Consider the following 21,831-nt stretch of genomic DNA (forward strand, 5'->3'; position numbering starts at 1 on the left):
CACCCGGACGCGGGTGGGGGCTCGCTGTTCGTCGGACTACTGGACGACCGTGATCCGGTCCGCCGCCGGGACCGGGTACGGCGTCGCGGCCGAGGAGTTGGCCGTCAGGTAGGCGCCCAGCGCCGCCAGGTCGTCCTCGCCGACCCGGACGTTGGCGCCCTTGCCGAGTTCCGCGAAGCCGTCGCCGCCGCCCGCGAGGAAGGAGTTCATCGCGACGCGGTAGGTCGCGGCCGGGTCGATCGCCGTGCCGTTCAGCTTCACCGAGCCGGCGACGACACGTGCCGCGCCGGTCTTGGTCAGGTCGAGGGTGTAGGTCAGGCCCTTGGAGATCTGGAGGATCTTCGGGGACGCCTCGTTGGCGCCGCCGACCTGCTGCTGGAGCGCGGTGATCACCTGTGCGCCGGTGAGGTCGACCAGGTTGACGGTGTTGGCGAACGGCTGGACCGTGTACGCCTCCCCGTAGGTCACGACACCGTCGCCCTCACCGCCGCTCGACGCGTAGGTGAGCCCGGCGCGGATGCCGCCCGGGTTCATCACCGCGAGATCGGCCTCCGGGTCGACGGACTTGGCGTAGGCGAGCTGGGCGTCGGCGATCAGGTCACCGGCCTGCGACTCGGTGCCGGTGTTGTTGATGTCGCCCGCGATGTAGCCGAGGGGACGCGAGGCGACCGGTGCGGAGAGCGCCTTCCACTTGGTGATCAGCGACGTCATGTCGGCGGCCTTCGCCACATCACGCGTGACCACGTGGTTCGCGGACTTCACCGCCGTACGGGCGATGTCCCCGCTCCAGCGGTCGTACGTCAGCGTCGTGTCCGTGTACAGGCGCCCGAAGGAGGAGGCCGAGGTGACCATGCGGGGCCGGCCCGCCGGGTCGGGGATGGTGCACGCGTACGCCTGGTGGGTGTGACCGGTGATCAGCGCGTCCACGGCCGGCGTGACGTTCTTGGCGATGTCGACGATCGGCCCGGAGATGCCGTCACCGGCGCCGGGGCTGTCGCAGTCGTAGTTGTACGCCGTCGACGCGGGCGCGCCGCCCTCGTGGATCAGCGCAACGATCGACTTCACGCCCTGGTGCTGGAGCTCCTTGGCGTACTTGTTGATCGTCTCGACCTCGTCGCCGAACTTCAGGCCCTTGACGCCCTCGGCGGACACGATGTTCGGCGTGCCCTCCAGCGTGACGCCGATGAAGCCGATCTTGACGCCGTTCTTCTTCCACACCCAGTAGGGCTTGAGGATCGGCTTGCCGGTCTTCTCGTCGGTCACGTTCGCGGCGAGGTAGGGGAAGTCGGCGCCGGTGAACTTCTTGCCGCCGTAGCAGCCGTCCGTGGGGTGGCAGCCGCCCTTCTGGAGCCGGGCCAGTTCCTTGGCGCCCTCGTCGAACTCGTGGTTGCCGACCGAAGTGACGTCGAGGTCGAGGCCGTTGAGGGCCTCGATCGTCGGCTCGTCGTGGAAGAGGCCCGAGATCAGCGGAGAGGCGCCGACCATGTCACCGGCGGCCGCCGTGATCGAGTACTTGTGCCCCTTGCGGGCGTCGCGCAGATGCGTGGCCAGGTACTCGACACCGCCCGCGTCGATGGTCTTCGTCGTGCCGTCCGCCTGGAGCTCCGTGACCCGGCCCGAGGAACCGGTCGGCGGCTCCAGGTTGCCGTGCAGGTCGTTGAAGGACAGCAGCTGGACGTCCTGGTAACGGCCGCTGCCGTGGTGGTGCGACGGTGTCCCCCTGTCCTGGTGCGCGCTCGCCGGGATCGCGGCGGCCAGCGCCCCGACGGTGGCGAGCCCGGCGGCTGCCGCGAGGAGGCGATGACTGCGTCTGGACCGGATCGTGGGCGGCATGGTTCCCCCTGGAGAACGGTGAGAGGCCGAAACGGTGTGCCGTGCGTGAGCCGGGCGGGTGGTGCGTGCCCTGCGCGCCGCGAACCGTGCGCGCGAGCGGGCGGGCGACCGCGGCTTTGCACGCACTTTAGATTCAACGCGCGTAGCGCGAAAGGGGGTTCGGCGTTACGGAGTGATTGCCATCAGCGCACCGGGAACCGACGACCAGGTCACCGGGAACCGGCGGCCACGTCATCGGGGACCGGCAGCACACCACCGGACTCCGCCCCCGGCCCCCGCCACGATCCGTGTCCCCGTCGCCCAACTCCTTGTCCCCCCATCGCCGAGCCGTACCCTCGTATGCATGACCAGCGACGACGTGGCACCCTCCGCCCTCTCCCGCTCCATCGAGGCCTACTCCGTGCTCTCCCCGGACCAGGCCGAGGACGTGCTCCGGCTGCTCGCGGAGGCCGCCCGGGCCGATGGTCAGCAGGCCGTGTCCGAGCAGGGACGGCTTCAGCTGAAGGGCGGAAGCCGTGAGGGCGTCCGGCACCTCCTGCTGACCGTCGGCGCCGAACTGATCGGCTACGCACAGCTGGAGGACACCGACCCGGTCGAGGCCCCGGCCGCCGAACTGGTCGTCCATCCGGCGCACCGGGGCCACGGCCACGGGCGCGCCCTCGGCTCGGCGATGCTCAACGAGTCCGGGAAGCGGCTGCGCGTCTGGGCGCACGGCGGTCACTCCGCCGCCCGGCACCTCGCCCAGGTCCTGGGTCTCACCCTCTTCCGTGAACTGCGGCAGATGCGCCGCCCGTTGGAGAATCTCGACCTGCCCGAGCCGAAGCTGCCGGAAGGCGTGACCGTCCGGACCTTCGTGCCGGGCCGGGACGACGCGGCCTGGCTCGCCGTGAACGCCGCCGCCTTCGCCCACCATCCCGAGCAGGGCTCCCTGACCCAGCGCGATCTGGACGACCGGGCCGCCGAGCCGTGGTTCGACCCGGCCGGCTTCTTCCTCGCCTTCCGCGGAGACGAACTCGTCGGCTTCCACTGGACCAAGGTCCACGCCGAGGAGGGCCTGGGCGAGGTGTACGTCCTCGGCGTGCGCCCCGGCGCCCAGGGCGGCGGACTCGGCAAGGCGCTGACCACGATCGGACTGCGCCATCTCGCCGCCCAGGCCCTGCCGACCGCGATGCTCTACGTCGACGCCGACAACAAGGCGGCGGTCACCGTCTACGAGCGTCTCGGCTTCGTCACCCACGAGACGGACCTGATGTACCGGACGGAGTCCTGATCCATCGGCGCATGGGCGGCGCCCGGCGGCCCGAACTCAGCGGTGGGCGAGGACGGTTGTCCGGCGCCGCCGCAGGGGTTCGGCCAGGGAGAACGCTCCCGCCAGCAGGGCGACGACCAGGACGCCCGCCCAGCGCCGGTGCGCGTCGTCCCAGTGCGGGTCGGACGCTGCGACGAACAGCTCCCAGCGTTCGGGCAGCAGCAGGGCGGCGGCGAAGAACGCGCCCACGAGTCCGGCGGATATCGCGATCCCCGGCTCGCCGGCCTCCGAGCACCGCACGGCGACGAGCGCGGAGGCCAGCGCGAGGACCGTGATGGCGGCTGCCTCCAGGGTGATCGCGCCCTCCGGGGGCCGGCCCCCGGAGGGTATGAGGAACAGCGCGGCCGTCCAGCAGGCCGCCGTGAACGGCACGACGAGCCCCAGCCGCAGTCCGGTCCGCACAGGGCGTCTGACCGGCACGGTGGCCGTGGTGTTCCGTGCCGGATCGTCGAGCAGGAACGCCAGCCCCAGCGCGAAGGCGAGGGCGGAGGCCCGCAGGAGGTTCAGGCACAGCCATGTGTCCGGTGGCCCGGAGGCGGTCCGGGTCAGGCCGGCCGGCAGCAGCCCGACGACGGCGCCGGTGAGCAGGGCCCAGCGCGGCAGAGTGCGCCAGACGGGGCGGAGCAGGGCCCGGGCCACGACGTGGGTGGGAGGAGGCCCGGCAGCTCGGGCGGAGCGGGCCGCGGACGTTGCTCCCGCCGTCTTCACTACTCCTCGCACGATCCGCTCCCCTTGTCGGCCGCGGCCGCCTTGCCGCCGACCGGGACACCGAGAAGCTCGGCCACCCGTGCCGTGGACGTCTTCGGGGAGGTCAGCTCCGTCCAGTGCGCCTTCACCTTCGCGGCGACGCTGTAGTGCGGCTGCCGGAGCAGTTCGCGCACCACGGTGGTCTGCTGGGCGGACATGGAGACGGGGCTCGTGGGGGCCAGCGCGACGGCGGAGCCCTCGATGCTGTCATCGAGCCGGACGTTGCGCAGGGAGGTCATCGGGTCCGGCTGGGTGCTCAGTGCCAGCCACATGATGGTGACCGCGCGGGCGTCGCACATCTCGCCCGCGGTCTTCTCGTCGCCCGCGACCAGGACCGAGGCGACACCGACCGCGAACTCGGGAAGGCGGTTGCCGCCCCAGCGTGTGCCCACGGTGACCGTCCCCGGCGTGGTGGAGGGGGCGATCGCGGCATCGCTGTCCAGGCCGTACCGGGCGTCGATCCGCTGGCGGACGGTCATCCGCTCGCCTCCGGCGGAACCGCCCGCGCGGGACTGGATGCGGTCGACGGAGGCGGCCCAGTCGGCGGTGCGGCCGGTCCACTCAGGGAAGGCGCAGTACGTGGACCGTCCGTGCCGGACGCAGGTCTGCTCCCGCTGCGGGCTCACGGACGCCTTGGTGCGGGCCGCGTTCAGCGAGGCCGGGTCGCCGGGGGACTGCCCGGCCACACCGGCGGCCGTCGCGGCGAGCGCGAGCGCGGTCACCGATGTGACCAGCCGCGTCCGGCCGCCGCTCACCAGCACGGCGAGGCAGAGCAGCAGGACCGTGAGGCCCGTCAGATAGAGGGCGTGCCAGGCGGCGGGGCGGCCCAGCAGATCGGAGGGGAAGGGGTCGGCCCCCACGTCCTGGACGACCGGTCCGAGCCAGCTCACCCAGTGGGTTCCCTGGGTGAGCGCGGAGACCAGGGTGGTGAGGACGAACGCGCCGATCACGAAGGGCGGCGCGATGAATCCGACCGGTATCACCCGGGCCAGCAGCACGCCCAGGGCGCCGGCGAGCAGGACCACGAGCGGGCCCACGACCAGTTCGGCGGGTGAGCCGTGGCCGACGGCGCCCGGCTTCAGCGCGGCCCAGGTGTACTCGAAGCCGACGACGAACGCGGTGATCGCGGCCATGGGCAGGACGGACAGGACGTGCGCCACCGTCCGCCGCCAGGGCTCCATGGGCAGGATGTCGAAGTGCTGGTCGGTGGACTGCCGTCGGGAACGCAGCACGGCGCGGTTCACGCAGACGAACACGGCGATGCCCAGCAGCATGGGTGTCGACTGGGTGGAGCGGTCGATGTCCTGGAGGACCGGGAAGTCCTCCGACCCGTCGCCGCCGAAGAACATCCGCCAGCCGACGTAGCCGATGTACAGGGCGAGGAAGGCCAGGACCGGGATCTGGAGCAGGAGTTCGCGTGCCTCGAAGCGGGCGAGGGCCAGGATCGCGGCCGTGCGGGACTCCGGGCCGGGCGCGGACGGCTCCACCCCCGTGGGGGCCGTCCGCGTGATCGTGCCGGTGGGGGCGCTCATGCCGCCACCTCCGCGGCCTGGGTGTCGAGGGTGAGCAAGTAGCCGTCCTCCAGGGTCGGTTCGAGAAGGTCGGCGCCCTCGGGCGGATCGCCGACATTGCGGAAGGTGCCGGTGCCCGTTCGCCATCCGGCCCGGGCGGACGGGTCGCGTTCCGTGCTGCTCCAGACCCGCCCGGCCGCTCGCTCGGTCAGCTCCGCGGGGGTGCCCTCGAAGCGGATGCGGCCGGCGTCCATGACGACGACCCGGTGGCAGAGCATCGCCACGTCCTCGGTCTGGTGGGTGGAGAGCAGGACGGTGCGCCCCTCGCCCGCCTGGGCGATCAGTTCCCTGAAGCGCATGCGCTGTTCGGGGTCGAGGCCGACGGTGGGTTCGTCGAGGACGAGGAAGCCGGGGTCGCCGACGAGCGCGGCGGCCAGGGCGACCCGCTGGCGCATGCCGCCGGAGAGCCGCTTGATGCGCTTGCCCCGCACGTCGGACAGGCCGACGGACTCCAGGACCCGGCGGACCTCGCGGTGCCGGGCGGTGCGGTCGGTCAGCTCCTTGAGGATCGCCACGTAGTCGACGAACTCGAAGGCGGAGAAGTCCTGGTGGAATCCCGGGGTCTGGGGGAGGTAGCCCAGGGCGCGGCGCACCTCCAGGCGTCCGGCGGTGGTGCCCGGGTCGTGGCCGAGGACGGTGAAGGCGCCCCGGTCGGCGGGCACGGCGGTGGCGAGCACCCGCAACAGGGTCGTCTTTCCCGCGCCGTTGGGGCCAAGGAGTCCGGTGACTCCCTGTCCGAGGCGCAGGGAGACGTCGTCGAGCGCGCGTGTGCCGCCGAAGCGGAGCGTCAGGCCGGAGGCCGAGACGGTGGGGATCATGCTGCGTTCCTGTCGGTGAGATCGGTGAACGGGAGGTGCGAGGCGTCGAACCGGTCCCGTGCGAGATAGAGGAGTGCGGCGGCCAGGACCGCGACGGCGCCGGCGACGCCCTGCCCGGCCGCGGTGAAGGGGGCGAGCGTGGTGTCGGGTTCCGTGTACGCACGGGCCACGGCCAGCAGGGCGACCCAGCCGCCCCCGACGAGCGAGGGGGCGAGGACGGGACCGAGCCGGGAGGTGAGCGCGAGTCCGGTCGCGGTGAGGGCGAGGGCGGGCAGCAGCCAGGCCAGGGCGTGCAGTCCGTAGGCGGGGAGGGCGAGGGTGGCCAGGCCGCTGAACCCGAGGCACACGGTCAGGACCGCGACCGTGCGGATCATCAGGAGCCGGAAGCCGTGCAGGGGCGAGACCACCGCCATCTCGTACGTGGGGTCGATGCCCGGGCCGTACGACACCGCGACTCCGGCGAGCGGAAGGAGCGGCGCGAGGGCGAGGAAGAGGGTGGGGGTGGCTCCGGCGCTCACCGCGTCGGCCACGACCACGGTCATGGCCAGCAGGGCGCCGATCGCGCCGAGCCAGGAGCGGCGCAGCGCGGGTGCGGCGGCCAGCAACCGTGCGGTGTGGTCGGCGACACCGAGCCGGACGAGCAGCCACTCCACCGGGCCGGGCCGCGGGGCGTCGAGTTCGGCGTCGAGCCGCTCCCAGCCGGCGTCCAGGGCGACCGGGTCCGCGACCTCGGCCAGCGTGCCCCGGCACCGCGCGCACGCGGCGAGGTGGGTGTCGGCGGACCACAGGCGCGGCGCCGTCAGCTCGCCCCGTGTGTAGGCCCGGAGGTCCTCCTCCGGGACGTGCCAGGCCCCGCGGCCGTCACCGCTCATCTCGTCGCCATCGCTTCCATGACGGTCGTCGCTCATGCCAACGCCTCCCGCAACTGCCTGCGCGCACGCAGTGCCCGCGTCTTGACCGTGCCCGGCGGAATGCCGAGCAGGACGGCCGCTTCCCTGGTGGTGAGTCCGTCGATCACCGTGGCCTGGAGCACCGCCCGGAGTTCGGGCGAGAGTCTGGTCAGCGCGCCCGCCAGGTCGCCGTGTTCGACGCCCGCCAGCACGCGTTCCTCCGCCGATGCCTCGTCGCGGTGCCGGAGCCTGGCGAGCGCGCTGCGGAGCCGGCCGCGCGCGCCGTCGCCGCGCATCGTGTCGACGAGACGCCGTGAGCCGATGCGCCACAGCCAGCCGGCCGGGTCGCCCTCCTCGCGGTAGCGGGCGGTGCCGCGCCAGACGGCGAGGAAGGTCTCCTGGACGACGTCGTCGACGATCCCGGCGTCGGCGCACCGGCCGCGCAGCCGCGCGGTCAGCCATGGCGCGTACCGCCGGTACAGCTCTTCGAAGGCGCGACGGTCCCCGTCCGCCGCGATGGCCCGCAGCAGCTCTCCGTCGCTTCTCGTTTCCCTCACATCCCCTCATCGGACGAGCCCCACCGATCGGTTCACGGATCGGCGGGAAATTTCCTGACGCCCTCGCGTGCCTGGTGGGAGGCCCGATCCGGCACCAGGACAACACCACGCGCGGGCGCCGGACTTGACGGCGGCCACGATCTTGCATCACCCTTTCACTACTCAATTAGTGAAAGGGTGGTTGTCCGAGTGGTCGTGTACCGCATCGACCGGCGCAGTGGCGTCGCCACCTACATGCAGATCGTCCAGCAGACCAAGCAGGCGCTCCGGCTCGGCCTCCTCGAACCGGGCGACCGGCTGCCCACCGCCCGCGAGGTCGTGGAAGCCACCGCGATCAACCCGAACACCGTCCTGAAGGCGTACCGCGAACTGGAGCGCGAGGGACTGGTCGAGGCCAGGCGGGGTCTCGGCACCTTCGTCCGCAAGACCCTCGGCGCCGCCCCGGCCGACTCGCCCCTGCGCGACGAACTCGACGCCTGGGCCCGAAGCGCCCGCGCCGCCGGCCTCGACCACGAGGACGTGGCCGCGCTCTTCGCCTCCGTACTGGACGCACATTTCCCGAAGGGGGACCAGTGAGTTCCACCGGCACCACCCGATCCACCGTCGCCGTCGAGGCGCGCGGTCTGACCGTGCGCCACGGCCGCCGCTCCGCCGCGGCCCTCGACGACTGCTCCTTCCGCCTCCCGGCCGGGCGGATCAGCGCCCTCGTCGGCCCCAACGGCGCGGGCAAGTCGACGCTGCTGGCGACCGCGGCCGGGCTCCTGCGCCCCGCCGCCGGCACCCTCACCGTGCTCGGCGCCGCCCCCGCCGAGGTCCGCGAGCGGATCGCCTACCTGGCCCAGGACAAGCCGCTGCACCCCCAGCTCACGATCGCCGAGACCCTGCGTCTGGGCGCCGAGCTGAACCCGGCCCGCTGGGACGCCGCGCACGCCGCCGCGATCGTGGAACAGGGCTCGCTCGACCCCGGCACCAAAGTCCGCGGTCTCTCCGGCGGACAGCGGACCCGCGTGGCACTCGCCCTCGCGCTCGGCAAGCGGCCCGACCTGATGCTGCTGGACGAACCGATGGCCGACCTGGACCCGCTGGCCCGCCACGAACTGCTGGGCACCCTGATGGCGGACGCCGCCGAACGCGGGACCACGGTGCTGCTGTCCTCGCACATCGTCACCGAACTGGCCGACGCCTGCGATCACCTGCTGCTCCTGGGAGCCGGACGTGTCCGGCTCGGCGGCGGCGTGGACGACCTGCTCCACGCGCACACCCTGGTGACCGGCCGCGGCACCCCAGCCGACCTCGCCCCGCACCTCGTCGTCGAGTCCCGCGCCGCAGGCCGCGGCCTCACGGCCCTGATACGCAACGACGGACCGGTGGACGACCACTGGGACACCGAACGCCCCTCCGTGGAGGAACTCGTCCTCGCCCATCTGCGCTCCCCCGAAGCCCCCGCGCTGCTCACCCCCGGCACGACCGCGGCCCCCTCGGCGGTGACCCGATGAGCGCCACCGCCACGAAGGCCCCCGCGAGCCGTGGCCTGCCCGTACCGCGCGGCCTGGTCTGGACGGTCCTGCGGCTGCACCGCACCGCCCTGTGGATCTGGACCGGCTTCGTCGTGCTGACCGCCGCACTGCTGCTGTGGCTGTACGGCCCCGGCGCCGCCCCCACGCAGCATCTGCTCGACACCTTCGGCTACGCGGGGGTGCAGGAGGACGCCTGGACCGTCGGCTTCGTCGGCACCGTCGGCTCCCCCTTTTCGACCGCCTACAACGACCTCTTCCAGGACCCGGCCTCCCTGCTGAACATCGCCTCGTTCGCCGTCGCCGTCTTCGCCGGCGGCTCGCTGATCGCCCGTGAGCTGGAGAGCGGCACCGCACGGCTCGCCTGGACCCAGTCCGTCACCCCGGCCCACTGGCTCGCCGCCAAACTGGCGGTGCCCGCGCTGCTCATCACCGTGGGCACGGGCCTGCTGACCGCCCTGTACCGGATGCTGTGGTCCGCCCACAGCAACCTCCTGCTGGCCGGTATCGGACCGCGCGCGCTGTACTTCTCCGTCGGCCCGGCCACCGTCGCGGCACCGCTCTTCGGTCTGGCAGTCGGTGTTCTCGCAGGTCTCGTGCTGCGCCGCACCCTGCCCGCCCTCGCCGTCGCCGGTCTCGCGCAGAGCGCGGTCATCGCGTTCCGCACCAACTCCTGGCCTTTCCAAGGCAGTTACCAACAGCCCGAACTGTCCGTCCGAAGCCGGGCGATCACCTCCACGGGCGCCGAGATCCCCGACCCGGGCTGCTACTCCGACCGCGCCTGCCTCGCCCGGCACGACGTCGTCCGCTTCACCCGTGAGTACCTGCCCTCCCCCGACTACTGGCCCCGCCAGCTCCTGGAGACCGGCGTCCTGCTGGCCGCCACCGCGATCCTGGTCGCCGCCGCGTTCGGCGTCCTGAGGCGGAGGGCGACCTCGTGAGTGCCCTGACCACCGCGTGCCGCCCGTCCGGGGCGGTCCCGCGGCGCCCGTACCGCCCGTCCGGCCTGACCTGGACCGTGCTGCGGCTGCACCGCACGGCCCTGTACGCCTGGGGCACCGCCCTGCTCGCCGTCACGGCGGGGCTGATCTGGATGCACGCCATCGGCCCCGACACCCGCGCGGCCACCGGCGACTGCGGCCCGTCGGGCATCCTCTCCGCGGACTGCGGGTTCACGAAGGAGACCGCCGCGGAGCGGATCCACACCTACGGTCTCGACCTGGCCTCCGCCTGCGTCACCTATCTGCTGTACCCGGTCGCGGTCTGGGCGGGTGCCGCGCTGACCGGCCGCGAACTGGAGAGCGGCACCGCGCGGCTGGCCTGGACCCAGTCCGTCACCCCGGCGCGCTGGCTCGCCACCAGGCTCGCCGTCCCCGCGGTCCCGCTGACGGCGGGAACCGCGCTGGCGGTCCTGCTCGTCGGCTGGACCCGCCGCACCGGGAACGGGGACCTGTCCGGGGGCTGGTTCAACACGAACGTCTTCGTCTCCACCGGCCCGGCGGCCGTCGCGTACGCCCTCGCCGGTCTCGCCCTCGGCGCGCTCGCGGGCCTGGTCCTGCGCAGGGCCCTGCCCGCCGCGGCCGCCGCCCTCGCCGCCGCGTACGTCCTGCACAGCGTGCTGGACGCGTTCCGGATGAGCCTGTGGCCCGCGGAGAAGGTCACCGGACAGGCGGCCCTCCACGTCCCGCACGGCGCCCTGGTGCTCGAACGCGGGGCGCGGCCGAGCGCCGACGGACGGTCCGGGATCTGGGCCACCTATCAGCCGGAGTCCCATTTCTGGCCCCTCCAGCTCGTGGAGAGCGGTCTGCTCCTGGCCGTCGCGGGACTCGCGACCGCCGCGGCCTTCGCGCTGCTGCGCCGCCGCCATGGGTGACCCGCGGTAGTACCGGCGGGTGCGCGGGTGGGTGTGTACACGGTTCCCGGGCGTGCAGACGTCCGGGAGCCTCCCCCAGATATCCCGCACGTCATGTCGCCGTAACCATCGATTCAGGTGACCTTGCGACGCTCGACCCATGCAGCCCGCCGTGCCCGAGCCTTCTCCCCCGCCGGAGAACGAGTCCGCACCGTCCACGCGGAGTCAGCGTACGCCAGCCGAACGGAACGGAAGGTTCCGCATCAGCGCCCTGGTGCCCGCACTCTCCGACGCGCCGGTCTCGCCCTCGGCACGGAAGAATGGGTCCATGAACCAGCGAAGCGCCCAGGCACCCGTGCAGCACCCGCAGCCCTCCGTCGGCTCCATCGCCGCCCACCGCCCGCACACCGTCGCGGCGAACGTGTCCGACCTGGAGCCCGACCTCGACGCCGACCTCGACGAGTACGAGGACGCGGGGCAGGACGGGATCATGCTGCCGCAAGGCAGGTTCCTGGACCGCGAGCGCAGCTGGCTGGCGTTCAACGAACGCGTCCTGGAACTCGCGGAGGACCCGAACACGCCCCTGCTGGAGCGCGCCAACTTCCTGGCGATCTTCGCCAGCAACCTGGACGAGTTCTTCATGGTCCGGGTGGCGGGACTCAAGCGCCGCATCGCCACCGGCGTGGCCACCAAGTCCGCCTCGGGCCTCCAGCCCCGCGAGGTCCTGGAGATGATCTGGGCCCGCTCCCGGGAGCTCATGGCCCGGCACGCGGCCTGCTACCAGGAGGACGTGGCCCCCGCGCTCGCGGAGGAGGGCATCCACCTCGTCCGCTGGAGCGAGCTGACGGAGAAGGAGCAGGCCCGCCTGTTCACCCTCTTCCGGCACCAGATCTTCCCGGTCCTGACCCCGCTGGCGGTCGACCCCGCGCACCCCTTCCCGTACATCTCGGGCCTGTCCCTGAACCTCGCCGTCGTCGTACGGAACCCGGTCAGCGGCCACCGCCACTTCGCGCGCGTCAAGGTCCCGCCGCTGCTCTCCCGCTTCCTGGAGGCCTCCCCGAACCGCTACGTCCCCATCGAGGACGTGATCGCGGCCCACCTGGAGGAGCTCTTCCCGGGCATGGAGGTCCTGGAGCACCACACCTTCCGCCTCACCCGCAACGAGGACCTGGAGGTCGAGGAGGACGACGCCGAGAACCTGCTCCAGGCCCTGGAGAAGGAACTCATGCGGCGCCGCTTCGGCCCGCCGGTGCGCCTGGAGGTCGAGGAGTCCATCGACCGGTACGTCCTGGACCTCCTCGTACGCGAACTGAAGATCTCCGAGGCGGAGGTGTACCCGCTGCCGGGTCCCCTGGACCTCACCGGCCTCTTCGGCATCGGCGCGCTCGACCGTCCCGAGCTGAAGTACCCCAAGTTCATCGCGGGCACCCACCGCGACCTCGCGGAGGTCGAGTCCGCCTCCCCGCCGGACATCTTCGCCGCCCTGCGCGAGCGCGATGTCCTGCTGCACCACCCGTACGACTCCTTCTCTACCTCGGTGCAGGCCTTCCTGGAACAGGCCGCGGCCGACCCCGACGTGCTCGCGATCAAGCAGACGCTCTACCGCACCTCCGGCGACTCCCCGATCGTGGACGCGCTGATAGACGCGGCCGAGTCCGGCAAGCAGGTCCTCGTCCTGGTCGAGATCAAGGCCCGCTTCGACGAGCAGGCGAACATCAAGTGGGCCCGCAAGCTCGAAGAGGCCGGCTGCCACGTCGTCTACGGCCTCGTCGGTCTGAAGACCCACTGCAAGCTGTCGCTCGTGGTCCGGCAGGAGGGCGACACCCTGCGCCGCTACTCCCACGTCGGCACCGGCAACTACCACCCGAAGACCGCCCGGCTGTACGAGGACCTCGGACTGCTCACCGCCGACCCCCAGGTCGGCGCGGACCTCTCCGACCTCTTCAACCGGCTCTCGGGCTACTCGCGCCGCGAGACCTACCGCCGTCTGCTCGTCGCGCCCAAGTCCCTGCGCGACGGCCTGATCGCGCGGATCAACAAGGAAGTCCAGCACCACAAGGCCGGGCGTCCCGCCTTCGTCCGCATCAAGGTCAACTCGATGGTGGACGAGGCGCTCATCGACTCCCTGTACCGCGCCTCGCAGGCCGGCGTACCGGTCGACGTATGGGTGCGCGGTATATGCGCCGTACGCCCCGGCGTCACGGACCTGTCCGAGAACATACGGGTCCGCTCCGTCCTCGGCCGCTTCCTGGAGCACTCCCGGGTCTTCACCTTCGGCAACGGAGGCGAGCCCGAGGTGTGGATCGGCAGCGCCGACATGATGCACCGCAACCTCGACCGGCGGATCGAGGCCCTGGTCAGGGTCACCGACCCGGCTCACCGAGCAGCCCTGAACCGGCTGCTGGAGACCGGCATGTCCGACACCACGGCCTCCTGGCACCTCGGCCCCGACGGCGAGTGGATCCGCCACGCGACCGACGCGGAGGGACAGCCCCTGCGGAACGTCCAGGAGATGCTCATAGACGCCCGGAGGCGCCGGCGTGGCACAGCAGCACCTTGATCCCCCCACCGGCTCCGTGGCCGGGGCGGCCCCCCTCGACGAGGGAGACACCCCGATCGGCGACGCCCTCGCGGGCTATCTGCGGGCCCAGGCCACGGAGTTCCTCCGCTCGCTGCGCCAGCACCGGGAGACCGGCGGCGCGGCGAACGGAGGAGGGGAGTCCGGCGACGCGGCGCGTTCCCTGCGCCACTCCGCCCGCCGCATCAGCGGCAGCCTGCACACCTTCAGGCCGCTCCTCGACGCGGACTGGTCCGAGGGGATGCGCCCAGAACTGGCCTGGCTCTCGGGCACCCTGGCCCGCGAGCACGCCTACGCGGCGCGCCTGGAACGGCTGATCAACGCGCTGAACCGGCTGTCCGGCACGGCCGCCCTGCCCGGCCAGGCCGGGCGGTCCCCTGGCCCCGCCCCCAAGGCGGGCAGTCTGACCGTCGGCGCCGCCAAGGCGGGCGCGCTCCTCGACCGCCAGCTGACCCTCGCCCGCACCCGCGCCCACTCGGCGGCCCTCCAGGCGCTCGGCTCCTCCCGCTTCCACGCGGTCGCCGACAGCGTCGCCGTCCTCGCCAGCGAGGTCCCGCTGGCCCCGGCCGCGGACAGCGCCGATCTGCGTCCGCTGGCCGCCGCCGCCCAGGACCGGCTGGCCGACGCCGTCACCGCGCTGCCGCTGGTGATCGCCGGCCGTCCGTACAACGGGGAGGCCCTCGTGCACGGCCTCTCCGCCGACACCGCCCCCCAGCCGCAGGACGCGCCCTGGCACCAGGTCCGGCTGCTCATGCGGCTGCACCGCTACGCCCACGAGGTGCTGCACCGCGGGGAGTGCCCCGTCGACGTGCGGCTGCTCGGCGCGGGCACGGCGCTCAACCGGCACCGGGACGCGGCGGAGGCGGCCTCCGCCGCGGCGTCCGCGGCCCGCACCCCCCGCATCGCGCCGGCGACGGCGTACGCGCTCGGGGTACTGCACGCCGACCAGCGGCACGAGGTGGAGGCGGCCCGGTTCGCCTTCCAGCAGGCATGGCAGAAGGAAGCCGTACGTACCCCCTGACGAGGGAGACCCCATGGCCGACGACACCATCCAAGCGGCGGGCTGCGTCCTGTGGCGCCGCTCCCCGGTCGACTCCGCGCTGGAGATCTGTCTCGTCCACCGGCCCAAGTACGACGACTGGTCGCACCCCAAGGGCAAGCTGAAGCGCGGCGAGGGGTACCTGACCGGCGCGCTGCGCGAGGTCGAGGAGGAGACGGGCTACGGCGCCGTCCCCGGCGCCGTGCTTCCCACGCTCCACTACGCCGTCGGCGGGCGCCCCAAAGAGGTCCGTTACTGGGCCGCCGAGGCCGCCGACGGCCGTTTCGCCCCGAACGACGAGGTCGACCGCGTGCTCTGGCTCTCCCCCACCGCCGCGCGCCACCGGCTCACCCAGCCCCGCGACCGCGATCTGGTCGACGCGCTGCTGGACGCGCTGCGTACGGCCTGACGTGTTCCCCTGGAGTGAAGGGCGCCGCCCCCGGCATCAGGCGCGGCGCCCCGGCATGCGCGAAAAGCGATCCCTGGGGAGCCGCGGACGGACACGCACCGTAGTGACCGCACCCTTCGCTGTTGCTCATGAGGAAATCGGGGCGAATGAGCTATGACGGGAACATGGGCATCGTCCATCACGCACGCACCCGTTCGATTACCTGGAGTTTCCCTTCCGGCCCCCTCGACCGGGACATACCCGTGTCCTCGACGTGAGCGTTCCGTGACCTCACCGCACCGCCGTCAGGGGTTCACCCCCCGTTCACTTACGGCCTTCGGCGCCTTCACCTGATCTGCTTAATTTCGGCCTTACGCGGTGCGAAGGACGCCTCAGGGCGAACCTTCACCTCGCTACGGACCGCAGTACACAGACATCGCACGCCGCCACCTGACGGCGGCTCCTGGAAGGAACTCCCGAAGTGAAGCTTCAGCGCATGAACCGGCGGGCCCTCACCCTCGGTGCTCTCGCCGTCTCCGGCGCCCTGGCCCTCACGGCGTGCGGCTCTGACGACACCGGCAACACCAGCGGTGGCGGCAGCTCGGCCTCGGCCAGCAACAACAGCGCCATCAAGTGTGACAACGCCAAGGGTCAGCTTCAGGCCTCCGGCTCCTCCGCGCAGAAGAACGCGATCGACGCCTGGACGAAGGCCTTCACGGCCGCCTGCAAGGACGTCCAGATCAACTACAACCCGACCGGTTCGGGCGCCGGCGTCACCGCCTTCACCCAGGGCCAGACCGCGTTCGCCGGTTCGGACTCGCCGCTCAAGCCCGAAGAGGCCACGGCCGCGAAGAAGGTCTGCGGCGGCAACGCCGCGGTCGACCTGCCCATGGTCGGCGGCCCCATCGCGATCGGCTACAACGTCCCGGGTGTCGACAACCTGGTCCTGGACTCCGCCACGCTCGCCAAGATCTTCGACGGCAAGATCACGACGTGGAACGACAAGGCCATCCAGGCCCTGAACCCCAAGGCGAAGCTCCCCTCCACCAAGATCCAGGCGTTCCACCGCTCGGACGAGTCCGGCACCACGGACAACTTCACCAAGTACCTCATCGCCACCGCCCCGTCGGACTGGAAGTACTCCGGCGGCAAGGCCTGGCAGGCGAAGGGCGGCCAGTCCGCCCAGGGTTCCGCCGGTCTCGCCCAGCAGGTGAACCAGACGCCCGGCGCGATCTCGTACTTCGAGCTCTCCTACGCCACGGGCAGCATCAAGGCCGCGGCCCTCAAGACCGCCGCCGCCACCCCGGCCGCCGCCACCGTCGAGAACGCCACCAAGGCCATCTCGACCGCCAAGGTCGTCGGCACCGGCAACGACCTCGCGCTCCAGCTGAACTACAAGCCGACCGCCGACGGCGCCTACCCGCTGACGCTGGTCACCTACGAGATCCTCTGCGAGAAGGGCAACAAGGCCGACACGCTGGCCGCGACGAAGGCCTTCCTCACCTACACCGCGAGCGAGGACGGCCAGAAGCAGCTGACCGCCGCCCAGTACGCGCCGATCCCCGCCGAGATCATCACCAAGGTCCGCTCCGTCGTCTCGAACCTGAGCTGACCCGAGTGTGCGGCCCGCCTCGCCGAGGCGGGCCGCACCGTCCGGTGCACCGCCGCCTGGAGCCGCCACTCGATCCGGCTCCGCAGACCGGAGACTCATGATGGACATATCTACTCAAAGCACTGAAGCGCCTCCCCCCACCCCACGATCGTCGGCCACGCGCAAGCGGGCCGCCCGCGGTGCCACCCGCCCCGGAGACCGCGTCTTCCTCGCGCTCTCCCGCGGTTCCGGCATCCTCCTGCTGGTGATCATGGCCGCCATCGCGGTCTTCCTCACCTACCGCGCCTCGCTCGCGCTCAGCAAGAACCACGGCAACTTCCTCACCACCTTCGAGTGGAACACCGGCTTCACGCCGCCGGTCTTCGGCATCGCGGTGCTGGCCTTCGGCACGGTGGTCTCCGCGATCATCGCCATGGCCCTCGCGGTCCCGGTCGCCGTCGGCATCGCGCTGTTCATCACGCACTACGCGCCGCGCAAGCTCGGCGGACCCATCGCGTACGTGATCGACCTGCTCGCCGCCGTCCCCTCCATCGTGTACGGCCTCTGGGGCGCCATCGTCCTCGTACCGCACATGAACGGGCTGTTCGGCTGGCTCAACACCTACCTCGGCTGGACCGGCATCTTCAGCTGGCAGCAGGGAGCACCCCGCTCCATGCTCACCGTCGGCATCCTGCTCGCGATCATGATCCTTCCGATCATCACCAACGTGAGCCGCGAGGTCTTCCGCCAGGCACCCCAGATGCACCAGGAAGCCGCACTGGCCCTCGGCGCCACGCGCTGGGAGGTCATCCGCATGTCGGTGCTGCCCTTCGGCCGTTCCGGCGTGATCTCCGCCTCGATGCTCGGCCTCGGCCGCGCGCTCGGCGAGACGATGGCCGTCGCCACCGTGCTCTCCCCGACCTTCGACATCCAGGCCAGCCTGCTCGATCCCGGCGGCGGCACCTTCGCCCAGAACATCGCGGCCAAGTTCAACGAGGCCACCGTGTTCGGCCAGGACGCCCTGATCGCCTCGGGTCTCGTCCTGTTCGTGATCACCCTGCTGGTGAACGGCGCGGCGCGCTTCATCATCAACCGCCGCAAGGAGTACTCGGGGGCCAACGCATGAGCAACGCACCCGTCACCCGCAAGCACGCCAGCAGCCTGCGCGGCGGCAGCCTTCCCAAGTGGTCCCCCTGGGCCATCGCGGCGGGTTCCATCGCGCTCGGCCTGGGGATCTCCTTCGCCGCCGGCCTGGAGAGCAAGGTCCAGTGGGGCCTGATCGCCGCGATCGTCTTCGTCCTCGGTACGTACGTCTTCGCCGCGCGCGTCGAGGGCCGCCGCCAGGCCAAGGACCGCGTCGCCACCAGCCTGGTCTGGGTCTGCTTCATCGTCGCCGTGGTGCCGCTGGTCTCCCTCATCTGGGAGACCCTCAAGCGCGGCGTCAAGGTCTTCGACGTCTTCTTCCTGAGCCACTCCATGGGCGTGGTCGCCGACACCGAGACCGGTGGCGGCATCTACCACGCGATCATCGGCACGCTGGAGCAGGTGGGCATCGCCTCGCTCATCGCCGTACCGATCGGCGTGCTCACCGCGATCTACCTCGTCGAGTACGGCCGCGGCAAGCTCGCCAAGGCGGTCACCTTCTTCGTCGACGTCATGACGGGTGTCCCGTCGATCGTCGCCGGTCTGTTCGTTCTCAGCTTCTGGATCCTGATCCTGGGCATGGGCTACTCCGGCTTCGCCGGCGCGATGGCCCTGTCGATCCTGATGATGCCCGTGGTGGTCCGCTCCACCGAGGAGATGCTCAAGCTCGTCCCGAACGAGCTGCGCGAGGCCTCCCTGGCCCTCGGCATCCCGAAGTGGCGCACCATCCTCAAGGTGGTCCTGCCGACGTCCATCGGCGGTATCACCACGGGTGTGATGCTCGCGGTCGCGCGTATCACCGGTGAGACCGCTCCCGTGCTGCTGTTGGTGTGGGGTACGAACTTCATCAACAACAACCCGTTCGACGGCCCGCAGGCCTCGCTGCCGCTGTACATCTACCGGCAGTACGCCGCGGGAACCCCGGCGTCCACCGACAGGGCCTGGGCAGCGGCACTCGCCCTCATCCTGTTCGTCATGATCCTCAACATGGGAGCCCGCGCCATCGCGCGCTGGAAGGCACCCAAGACGGGCCGCTGACGCGGCCGATCAGCGACCCGATCCTTCCGAAAGAAGCAGTGACTGACATGGCCAAGCGAATCGACGTAAGCGGTCTGACCGCCTACTACGGCGCCCACAAGGCGATCGAAGACATCTCCATGACGGTCGAGCCCCGCTCGGTGACGGCCTTCATCGGCCCCTCCGGCTGCGGCAAGTCGACCTTCCTGCGCACCCTGAACCGCATGCACGAGGTCACCCCCGGTGGCCGCGTCGAGGGCAAGGTGCTCCTCGACGACGAGGACCTGTACGGCAACGGCATAGACCCCGTCGCCGTGCGCCGCACCATCGGCATGGTCTTCCAGCGCCCCAACCCCTTCCCCACCATGTCGATCTTCGACAACGTGGCGGCGGGCCTGAAGCTCAACGGCAGCTACAAGAAGTCCGAGCTCGGCGACATCGTGGAGCGGTCCCTCAAGGGCGCGAACCTCTGGAACGAGGTCAAGGACCGGCTGAACAAGCCCGGTTCCGGCCTGTCCGGCGGTCAGCAGCAGCGTCTGTGCATCGCGCGGGCGATCGCGGTCGAGCCGCAGGTCCTCCTCATGGACGAGCCCTGCTCGGCCCTCGACCCGATCTCCACCCTCGCCATCGAGGACCTGATCGGTGAGCTGAAGGAGCGTTTCACGATCGTCATCGTGACGCACAACATGCAGCAGGCCGCCCGTGTCTCCGACCGCACGGCGTTCTTCAACCTGTCCGCGGTGGGCCAGCCCGGCCGCCTCATCGAGATCGACGACACGGAGCGCATCTTCTCCAACCCGTCGGTCCAGGCCACGGAGGACTACATCTCCGGCCGCTTCGGCTGACCTGACGGTCTCCCCGAACCCCTCGCGGTGCTGCATGGCGGTGCCACCGCGAGGACGAGAAGGGCCCGCCCCTGGCTCCCGGGGGCGGGCCCGTTCGTTTTCCCGGCCGGGGGTGTCCAGCCCGTCCGGCGTGTGCGGACGAGGCCCTTCAGGCCGAAGCGGGGGCGGGATCCGCGAGCCGGCGTCAGGGCTTCGCCCTGGAGCGCCTTCCCGGCGTACGCGTACGGGGACCATCGGGCGGGTGGGAAACGCCTGGGGCCGGCCCCGAAGGACCGGCCCCTGACGATCAGGCTCCCTAGGAGCGCCCGCTGCTAGAGGAACGCGAGGTTCACGACCCAGAAGGCGGCGGCGGCCACGAGAGCCGCGGCCGGCATGGTGATGAACCAGCCGAGGACGATGTTCTTGGCGACACCCCAGCGCACGGCGTTCACGCGCTTCGTCGCCCCGACACCCATGATCGCCGAGGTGATGACATGGGTCGTGGAGATCGGCGCCTTGAACAGGTACGCCGTGGCGAACATGATCGACGCACCGGTCGTCTCCGCGGCGAAACCCTGCGGCGGATCGAGCTCGATGATCTTCCGTCCGAGCGTCCGCATGATGCGCCAGCCGCCCGCGTACGTACCCAGCGACAGCATCGCCGCACAGACGATCTTCACCCAGACCGGAATCGGGTCGTTCGCGCTCTGCTCGCCGGCGATGACCAGCGCCATCACCACGACACCCATCGTCTTCTGGGCGTCCTGAAGACCGTGCCCGAGCGCCATGCCGGCCGCGGACACCGTCTGCGCGATACGGAAACCGCGCTTGGTCTTGTGCGGGTTGGACCGCCGGAACAGCCACATGATCACGGCCATCACGAGATAGCCGACGAGCAGACCGACGACCGGCGACAGGAACATCGGGATGATGACCTTGTCGACCAGCCCGCTCCAGTAGACCGCCGTGCCGCCGGCCAGGGCCGCGCCGACCATGCCGCCGAACAGGGCGTGCGAGGACGAGGACGGCAGACCGAAGTACCAGGTGACCAGGTTCCAGGTGATCGCGCCGATGAGCGCCGCGAAGAGGATGCCCATCCCCTTCGAACCCTCGGGTGTCTGGATCAGCCCCTCACTGACGGTCTTGGCGACACCGCTGCCGAGGAACGCGCCGGCGAGGTTCATCACCGCGGCCATGGCGAGCGCGGCCCGCGGCGTCAGGGCGCGCGTGGACACGGAGGTGGCGATGGCGTTCGCCGAGTCGTGGAAGCCGTTCGTGTACGTGAAACCGAGCGCGACCCCGATGGTCACGATCAAAGCAAAGGTGTCCATGAACGGGTCAGGACTCCTTGACGGCGATGGTCTCCACCGTGTTCGCCACGTGCTCGAACGCGTCGGCCGCTTCCTCCAGCACGTCCACGATCTGCTTGAGCTTCAGCACCTCGATGGCGTCGTACTTGCCGTTGAACAGGTGGGCCAGCAGCTTGCGATGGATCTGGTCGGCCTGGTTCTCCAGACGGTTGACCTCGATCCAGTACTCCGTGAGGTTGTCCATGGTCCGCAGGTTGGGCATGGCCTCGGCGGTCAGCTCCGCCGCCCGCGCCAGCACCTCGATCTGCTGCTCGACGCCCTTGGGGAGTTCCTCGACGTTGTAGAGGACGACCAGATCGACGGCCTCCTCCATGAAGTCCATGATGTCGTCGAGGGACGAGGCCAGGTTGTAGATGTCCTCGCGGTCGAAGGGCGTGATGAAGGAGGAGTTCAGCTGGTGGAAGATCGCGTGTGTCGCGTCGTCACCGGCGTGTTCCGCGGCCCGCATACGCTCTGCGATCTCGGCCCGAGCGGAAGCGTCCGCCCCGAGCAGTTCCATCAGGAGCTTCGAGCCCGTGACGATGTTGTCCGCGGATGCGGAGAACATGTCGTAGAAGCTCGTCTCCCTGGGGGTCAGACGAAAACGCACGTTGGGGTCCTCGGAGTGCTTCGATTCGGTCAGGCTGATGCTAGGTGCATCATCCGGCCACGGCTAAGGGGCCGCCACCCAGTGTCGCCCATCGGGCACAGTGATCGGCACGGGGTCCGTCACCGGCGCCGGGCAAGGGGTCCTTACCCAGCAAAGTTCGGTACGATATACCCACCAGGGGTATATGTAAGTGGCGTTTCA

At 71.1% G+C, this 21,831-nt stretch carries 20 protein-coding genes; 12 read left to right on the forward strand and 8 right to left on the reverse strand.

From position 1 onward, the window contains the following. Positions 1 to 36 precede the first annotated feature (36 nt). Positions 37 to 1,833 carry a bifunctional metallophosphatase/5'-nucleotidase gene (locus WJM95_RS14940; protein WP_339130234.1) on the reverse strand — a complete coding sequence of 599 codons (1,797 nt, stop codon included), beginning with the start codon at positions 1,831 to 1,833 and terminating at the stop codon, positions 37 to 39. A gap of 343 nt (positions 1,834 to 2,176) precedes the next feature. On the opposite strand from WJM95_RS14940, the gene mshD reads away from it, so the two are divergent. After that, positions 2,177 to 3,103 carry a mycothiol synthase gene (gene mshD, locus WJM95_RS14945; RefSeq protein ID WP_339130235.1) on the forward strand — a complete coding sequence of 309 codons (927 nt, stop codon included), beginning with the start codon at positions 2,177 to 2,179 and terminating at the stop codon, positions 3,101 to 3,103. A gap of 36 nt (positions 3,104 to 3,139) precedes the next feature. On the opposite strand, the gene WJM95_RS14950 is transcribed toward mshD, so the two are convergent. Genes WJM95_RS14950 through WJM95_RS14970 form a run of 5 tightly spaced genes read right to left on the reverse strand, consistent with a single transcriptional unit; the run spans position 3,140 to position 7,725 of the window. Beyond that, positions 3,140 to 3,862 (reverse strand): ABC transporter, encoded by a 723-nt coding sequence (locus WJM95_RS14950; protein WP_339130237.1) that lies wholly within the window; start codon positions 3,860 to 3,862, stop codon positions 3,140 to 3,142. Further along, positions 3,850 to 5,421 carry an ABC transporter permease gene (locus WJM95_RS14955; RefSeq protein WP_339130238.1) on the reverse strand — a complete coding sequence of 524 codons (1,572 nt, stop codon included), beginning with the start codon at positions 5,419 to 5,421 and terminating at the stop codon, positions 3,850 to 3,852. The genes WJM95_RS14950 and WJM95_RS14955 overlap by 13 nt, the downstream gene beginning before the upstream one ends. Next, entirely contained in the window at positions 5,418 to 6,278 is an 861-nt protein-coding gene (locus WJM95_RS14960) for an ABC transporter ATP-binding protein (protein WP_339130239.1), read from the reverse strand. The genes WJM95_RS14955 and WJM95_RS14960 overlap by 4 nt, the downstream gene beginning before the upstream one ends. Then, positions 6,275 to 7,186 (reverse strand): zf-HC2 domain-containing protein, encoded by a 912-nt coding sequence (locus WJM95_RS14965; protein ID WP_339130241.1) that lies wholly within the window; start codon positions 7,184 to 7,186, stop codon positions 6,275 to 6,277. The genes WJM95_RS14960 and WJM95_RS14965 overlap by 4 nt, the downstream gene beginning before the upstream one ends. Then, positions 7,183 to 7,725 carry an RNA polymerase sigma factor gene (locus WJM95_RS14970; protein WP_339130242.1) on the reverse strand — a complete coding sequence of 181 codons (543 nt, stop codon included), beginning with the start codon at positions 7,723 to 7,725 and terminating at the stop codon, positions 7,183 to 7,185. The genes WJM95_RS14965 and WJM95_RS14970 overlap by 4 nt, the downstream gene beginning before the upstream one ends. Before the next feature lie 189 nt (positions 7,726 to 7,914). Between WJM95_RS14970 and WJM95_RS14975 the strand changes: the two genes are divergently transcribed. From WJM95_RS14975 to pstB, 11 genes are all read left to right on the forward strand, one after another. Next, complete coding sequence (locus WJM95_RS14975; protein ID WP_339135571.1) at positions 7,915 to 8,301, forward strand: GntR family transcriptional regulator; 387 nt, start codon at positions 7,915 to 7,917, stop codon at positions 8,299 to 8,301. Then, positions 8,298 to 9,221: an ABC transporter ATP-binding protein gene (locus tag WJM95_RS14980; RefSeq protein WP_339130244.1), complete on the forward strand. Its 924-nt coding sequence runs from the start codon at positions 8,298 to 8,300 to the stop codon at positions 9,219 to 9,221. The genes WJM95_RS14975 and WJM95_RS14980 overlap by 4 nt, the downstream gene beginning before the upstream one ends. Then, on the forward strand, positions 9,218 to 10,180 hold the full coding sequence (locus WJM95_RS14985) for a hypothetical protein (RefSeq protein WP_339130246.1): 963 nt from the start codon (positions 9,218 to 9,220) through the stop codon (positions 10,178 to 10,180). The genes WJM95_RS14980 and WJM95_RS14985 overlap by 4 nt, the downstream gene beginning before the upstream one ends. After that, on the forward strand, positions 10,177 to 11,112 hold the full coding sequence (locus WJM95_RS14990) for a hypothetical protein (RefSeq protein ID WP_339130247.1): 936 nt from the start codon (positions 10,177 to 10,179) through the stop codon (positions 11,110 to 11,112). Before WJM95_RS14985 ends, WJM95_RS14990 begins: the two co-directional genes overlap by 4 nt. A 307-nt stretch (positions 11,113 to 11,419) precedes the next feature. Beyond that, the gene (locus tag WJM95_RS14995; RefSeq protein WP_339130249.1) at positions 11,420 to 13,651 is read left to right on the forward strand and encodes an RNA degradosome polyphosphate kinase; all 2,232 of its coding nucleotides are present in this window, start codon (positions 11,420 to 11,422) and stop codon (positions 13,649 to 13,651) included. Further along, on the forward strand, positions 13,632 to 14,690 hold the full coding sequence (locus WJM95_RS15000) for a CHAD domain-containing protein (RefSeq protein ID WP_339130250.1): 1,059 nt from the start codon (positions 13,632 to 13,634) through the stop codon (positions 14,688 to 14,690). The genes WJM95_RS14995 and WJM95_RS15000 overlap by 20 nt, the downstream gene beginning before the upstream one ends. A 13-nt stretch (positions 14,691 to 14,703) precedes the next feature. Next, positions 14,704 to 15,117 carry an NUDIX hydrolase gene (locus tag WJM95_RS15005; protein ID WP_339130253.1) on the forward strand — a complete coding sequence of 138 codons (414 nt, stop codon included), beginning with the start codon at positions 14,704 to 14,706 and terminating at the stop codon, positions 15,115 to 15,117. A gap of 460 nt (positions 15,118 to 15,577) precedes the next feature. Next, a complete protein-coding gene (gene pstS, locus WJM95_RS15010; protein WP_339130255.1) occupies positions 15,578 to 16,708 on the forward strand; it encodes a phosphate ABC transporter substrate-binding protein PstS in 1,131 nt (376 codons plus the stop codon). Positions 16,709 to 16,808: 100 nt separating this feature from the next. After that, the gene (gene pstC / locus WJM95_RS15015) at positions 16,809 to 17,813 is read left to right on the forward strand and encodes a phosphate ABC transporter permease subunit PstC (RefSeq protein WP_339135573.1); all 1,005 of its coding nucleotides are present in this window, start codon (positions 16,809 to 16,811) and stop codon (positions 17,811 to 17,813) included. Further along, on the forward strand, positions 17,810 to 18,868 hold the full coding sequence (pstA, locus tag WJM95_RS15020) for a phosphate ABC transporter permease PstA (RefSeq protein WP_339130256.1): 1,059 nt from the start codon (positions 17,810 to 17,812) through the stop codon (positions 18,866 to 18,868). Before pstC ends, pstA begins: the two co-directional genes overlap by 4 nt. A 47-nt stretch (positions 18,869 to 18,915) precedes the next feature. Beyond that, positions 18,916 to 19,692 (forward strand): phosphate ABC transporter ATP-binding protein PstB, encoded by a 777-nt coding sequence (gene pstB / locus WJM95_RS15025; RefSeq protein WP_151472740.1) that lies wholly within the window; start codon positions 18,916 to 18,918, stop codon positions 19,690 to 19,692. A 311-nt stretch (positions 19,693 to 20,003) separates the two neighbouring features. Here pstB and WJM95_RS15030 read toward each other — a convergent pair whose 3' ends face one another. Both WJM95_RS15030 and WJM95_RS15035 read right to left on the reverse strand, forming a co-directional pair. Continuing rightward, a complete protein-coding gene (locus WJM95_RS15030; RefSeq protein ID WP_339130257.1) occupies positions 20,004 to 21,002 on the reverse strand; it encodes an inorganic phosphate transporter in 999 nt (332 codons plus the stop codon). A gap of 7 nt (positions 21,003 to 21,009) precedes the next feature. Then, the gene (locus WJM95_RS15035) at positions 21,010 to 21,630 is read right to left on the reverse strand and encodes a DUF47 family protein (protein ID WP_037622416.1); all 621 of its coding nucleotides are present in this window, start codon (positions 21,628 to 21,630) and stop codon (positions 21,010 to 21,012) included. Positions 21,631 to 21,831 lie beyond the last annotated feature (201 nt).

The organism is Streptomyces sp. f51, from assembly GCF_037940415.1.
Classification (GTDB): Bacteria; Actinomycetota; Actinomycetes; order Streptomycetales; family Streptomycetaceae; genus Streptomyces.